This window comes from Frisingicoccus sp. (genome assembly GCA_016298055.1).
Taxonomy (GTDB): Bacteria; Bacillota; Clostridia; order Lachnospirales; family Lachnospiraceae; genus Frisingicoccus.
Genome location: JAEDDO010000136.1, coordinates 1 through 4,862, shown reverse-complemented (window position 1 = coordinate 4,862; position 4,862 = coordinate 1). Strand labels below are relative to the sequence as shown.

Genomic DNA, 4,862 nt, shown 5'->3' with positions numbered 1-4,862 from the left:
ATGTCCGGCGGAATTGTATCAAGAATCATCTGATAAATTCTGGAAAAAACACTCATATTCATTGAAGTCCTATTAAAGGTCACATCAACAAATTGAAGGCAGACAACCAATGTTCCTGCGAGAAACACAAACGTCATCCCCACAAAACGTTTAATCAGTTTTTTTCCAATCTTTCCAAAAAGCACAACATCGCCAACGCCGTAGATACCGGAACATACCGCCAGAAAAATCATAGGGCCGGCCAATGCCGACAGAAGATTCATCATCGTATTAAAAAGGGGGGTGACCGCCTGTTCATATAGTACATCTCCCGCTTCAGGTAAAAAACCGGTAATGATTATCCCCAGCAAAACCGATACGACCAGTGATATGAGCATCCAGGGCTTCTTCGACGACGGCTCAGATACCAGGAGCATGGAAACTTCATTAATCCCGTCCTTATAATGATATTCGATAGCCAGACCCATCAGTGAAAGTAGAGAACTTCCATTCCCGATTTCATCATAACTATCAAATTCCCTTGGATTACTTTTCGATCCTGCCGCCGAAAGTGATAAATAAGATCTTCGCAAACGTGTACCGCATTTTACAATGCACTCCGTACCTTCTCCAATCTCTTCAAGCCATTTCAGCATCACGTCTTCCACAGAAAGTCGAAATTTTAAAATATCTTTTCTATTAAAATCAGCTTCTGAAAGGATCTCCGCCAACCACTCACTGGCTTCATCAATTGATTCTCTACTCAAAATAAAACTTTTCTTCTGGCTCTTTACCCGTTTCACAATTTTTTATCCTTTCTGTTCATTTTATTAAAAAATCGCCGTACATTAAGACAATCCATATTGACACAGCAATCGACGGACCAAATGGAAAATGATCCTCTATATTCGGATGAATCCCCTTGCGTATCAGGACGAATATAAGTCCCATTATACAAGAAATCAGCATAGCAAACAAGGATGCATCCATTCCCAAATAAAGTCCCATAACGGCGATCAATTTAATATCGCCGCCGCCAAGACTTTCTTTTTTTAACACAATATCCATCAAAAGTGCTATTGCTAAAACGCTGCCTCCACATACAAAGGCTGATGCTACATGGATCCCTATCCCCATAAGCGTGCCATATTTTTCAAATTCAAAAGGAATCGCCGCCACCCATGCTGCTGACGCAATAATCAGGCAGCTATCCGGAATAATATAACTTTCCAGATCCGTCAATGATAAACAAAAAAGGCATCCCAATAATATCAGATTTCTCAGACAAATAACGGATAAACCAAAACGAATCAGACATAATACCGCCAAAATTGAAAAAAGGATTATGATGAATCTGCTTTTTTTATAAACCGGCATCAGAAACAACTTCTGCATTCACGTGAAAATCAAAATAGGTATCCGGATATGGCTCATTCTCCAAAGTAAAATGCCACCACTCTGTCTCCAAAGGCCTAAAACCGTGACGGATCATCGCCTCACGGAGAAGCATGCGATTTGCATATTGTTCGTCCGTCAGCCCTTCTGTATAGTCCGGATGGGACAGTTCTCCAAAATAATCAAAAGTTCCGCCCATATCTACCTCTTTTCCCGTAGACATATCAAATAATGTCAGATCTACCGTACTTCCCCGGCTGTGACCGGATTTCGCATCGATATATCCCTGATCAAATAATAAGGTTTTGTCTACTTCCGGATAGAAATAATCCTTCATCTCTTTGGCATCCAGATCCTCCGCCCATCTGACAAAATGATCGACTGCTGTCTGAGGCCGATATGCATCATAAACCTTCAGGCGGTATCCCTGTTCCATCACCTCTTTGCTCACTTCATTGAGCGCGGCAGCGGCTTCCTTTGTCATCAGCACACACGGTTCCTCATATCCGTCAATTCGCTCACCCACAAAATTATATGTAGTATAATAGCGAACCTCCTGAATCACATCCGGTGCCACATCTGACAAAAGTACAAATCCTTCCGAATTCATTTCATCTGCCACTTCCGTTTCCTTCTGCACAGTCTCTGTACTTGTTTCAACATTCTTCTTTTGAGTACATCCTCCGGCAGACATCAGAAAAACAGCTGCCATTAAAACTGCAGCCTGACGTTTCATTGCTTTTTTCATACGATCAGTCCTCCCTTTATTAAAAATATTGTAACTGTTTAGATATCTATGGAAAAAATTTCTCACGAACTGAGACAGAAATGTAATCTTTGATTCACAGTATACCATAAAATGTGTACATCCTCAAGCATTGTCCTGACACAAAATAATCAGCTCTATCGACTCTTTTCGCCTGTCAATAGAGCAGATTTTGTATCATTAACAAGCCTTTTCGAAGTGCTGTGAACCCTCCCCCGGACACCTGACTGCTTTAATCCGGAAAACGTTCCATGACATGAAGGAATTCTTCAAAATGACTGTTAAACAGTTCTGTCAACTTCGGATCGAATTGGCGTCCTGCCTCTGCCATAATCTCTGCACGGACACGTTCCGGATCCCAGGCGTCCTTATAACAGCGATGACTGACAAGTGCATCAAACACATCCGCAATTGCTACACATCTTGCATATAAAGATATTTCTTCAGCTTTCATATTATTCTGATATCCCGAACCGTCGAAACGTTCATGATGTTCATGTGCAATACGGGCTGCGATCTTCATGATCTCTCCGGGAGAATTACGCAGCAAGTCATATCCATAATCTACATGTTTCTTTACTTCCGCAAATTCTTCCTCTGTCAATTTTGATGGTTTGTTCAATATCTCCCGAGGTACACCGATTTTTCCCACATCATGCATCATGCTGGCAACACTCACCTTCCATGTCTCTTCCTCAGAAAATCCTAAGGCACGACACAGTATTTCCGTATAAGCAGCAACTCTTTTGACATGCTGCCCCGTTTCTTTGCTCTGAGCTTCCACTAATTCTGCCAATGAGCGCACCAATGTCTCCTGATCGGCATATAACTCATTATTTTTTTCAATCAGCTCTTTAATCAGATTCTGAAGCTTGCTCGTTACGGAAAGGCAAATGGCAGCTATGGCAAGGAGTTCGATACAGCGGGGAATCACTCCATATACAAATACCCCATGAAGCGTAACCAGTGGCTCATCCGGCACGATTCTCAGCCAAAACGCAATTAAATGGCTGAGTGCCATAACCGGCATACTTAACAAGGTCGTGTACCAAACACTTTTCTTGTCACAATACAAGCAGGAAACGGCTACCGGAAATACCAGCATAATGATGACATGATAAGACAAAATTGAATACAGTAACCCCGCCATCAATACGACAAGCGTCAAAACAAAGTAATGTGCTGTTTTACTGCATATATGAAAAACATCATATAATACCGTAGGAATAAATAAAATTGCCATGGCCACTAACAATGTGGGATAGATCATGCTTGAAATATTAAAGATATGTATCTTATTTAACAAAATAACAATGGCCATCAGTACAATCATAATCCGACACATAGATGACATACGCCGGTCTGCATCATTTTCAAAGTCTTCAATCAAGCGCTTCGTAAAATTCATATTAACTCCTTTGTAAAAAATGACTCCTAGACATTTTTGAATTTTTCCATATCCATTAAACCTTCACTTTTTGCAACAATGGTTGTCACTGTTGCATCTCCCGTAACATTTACACATGTCTGCATCATGCCGACCAGGGAATAGAGTCCCATGATCAGGCTGATGCCTTCAACAGGAATTCCGTACTGCGGAAGGAGAAGGGCAATACAGACAAGTGCACCTCCTGGCACTCCGGGTGCGCCTACTGACAAAACAAAGATAGTCAGTGCCATGGAAAAGACTAATGACATTGTCATCGGAACTCCAAATATCTTCGCCATAAAAAGTGCGGAGATCATCTGGGTAATACAACTTCCATCCATATTAATTGTAGCTCCCAGCGGAATTGAAAAAGAATAGACCTTCTTTGCAATTCCAAGCCGGTCTTTACATATTTCGATTGAGACCGGAATGGTCGCACTGCTGGATGCCATTGTGAAAGCCGAGAGCATCGCCGGAGAAAATTTTCGAAAAAATGTCACCGGATTCAATCGTCCGACAATAAGTAAAAGCAATCCGTAAACACAGATCATGAGAATATCCGCAAAATAAATTGTTGCCGGCCATGTCAATAATTTCAGAAGATTCTTTATATCAAGCGAAATGATCATCTTTGCCATCGAACAAAAAACGGATAATGGCATAAAACTGATAATGATTGCTGTTGCCTGAGAAAAAACCGCATTACCTGTATTAAGTGCCGTCCGGAATGTTTCAGAATACTGGCCAATCTTTTTTGTCGTAAATCCCAGTAAAAATGCAATAAAAATCACCTGAAGCATATCCATATTCAAAAAAGGCGTGATGATATCTGACGGAATGATCCCCATTATCATGTCCTTAGCAGAAGTGGAAACTGCTGTACTTTTTTCGATTGCAGAAGATGCTGCATCCGTCACCGCCCCGGCAAGCGCCGGATCCCCGATTCTGAAAATTCCATAAATACCTGCTCCGAGAAAAACGGCCAGAAGTGATGTAAAAAAATATGTACCGATTACTTTTCCTCCAATTCTTCCCAAAGCTTTCATATCACCGTAATCCCCGATACAGGAAGCAATTGAAAAGAAGACGAGCGGTGCCACAACAAATTTTACTGCGTTCAAAAACATGGTCGATACAGGAGAAAACAGGTCATCAGAAAGTATAACCGTGAACGTCTGCGGTACAAACATTTTCAGAATTATCCCTGTAAAAATACCAAGCACCATAGCGCCAAGTGTCAGAAGAAGCTGACGATATCGAGAGGCTGTCACACGAATCGAGACGGTATTGATG

The 4,862-nt window shown here is 41.4% G+C and carries 5 protein-coding genes; all 5 read right to left on the bottom strand.

Annotated features, from left to right (window positions below; all coding sequences use genetic code 11):
- Positions 1-782: cation:dicarboxylate symporter family transporter (locus tag QZZ35_RS09125; RefSeq protein WP_291237119.1), on the bottom strand; the 782-nt coding region annotated here is incomplete at its 3' end.
- Between the two features lie 19 nt (positions 783-801).
- Positions 802-1,356 carry a prepilin peptidase gene (locus tag QZZ35_RS09120; protein WP_291237118.1) on the bottom strand — a complete coding sequence of 185 codons (555 nt, stop codon included), beginning with the start codon at positions 1,354-1,356 and terminating at the stop codon, positions 802-804.
- The gene (locus tag QZZ35_RS09115; RefSeq protein ID WP_291237117.1) at positions 1,343-2,122 is read right to left on the bottom strand and encodes a M15 family metallopeptidase; all 780 of its coding nucleotides are present in this window, start codon (positions 2,120-2,122) and stop codon (positions 1,343-1,345) included. Before QZZ35_RS09115 ends, QZZ35_RS09120 begins: the two co-directional genes overlap by 14 nt.
- 250 nt (positions 2,123-2,372) lie before the next feature.
- The gene (locus tag QZZ35_RS09110; RefSeq protein ID WP_291237116.1) at positions 2,373-3,548 is read right to left on the bottom strand and encodes an HD-GYP domain-containing protein; all 1,176 of its coding nucleotides are present in this window, start codon (positions 3,546-3,548) and stop codon (positions 2,373-2,375) included.
- Positions 3,549-3,574: 26 nt separating this feature from the next.
- On the bottom strand, positions 3,575-4,862 hold a 1,288-nt coding region (locus QZZ35_RS09105), incomplete at its 5' end, for a dicarboxylate/amino acid:cation symporter (RefSeq protein WP_291237115.1).

Coding starts and splice junctions, on each gene's coding strand:
- QZZ35_RS09120 (WP_291237118.1), bottom strand. CDS start 1,356: ATGCCGGTTTATAAAAAAAGCAGATTCATCATAATCCTTTTTTCAATT.
- QZZ35_RS09115 (WP_291237117.1), bottom strand. CDS start 2,122: ATGAAAAAAGCAATGAAACGTCAGGCTGCAGTTTTAATGGCAGCTGTT.
- QZZ35_RS09110 (WP_291237116.1), bottom strand. CDS start 3,548: ATGAATTTTACGAAGCGCTTGATTGAAGACTTTGAAAATGATGCAGAC.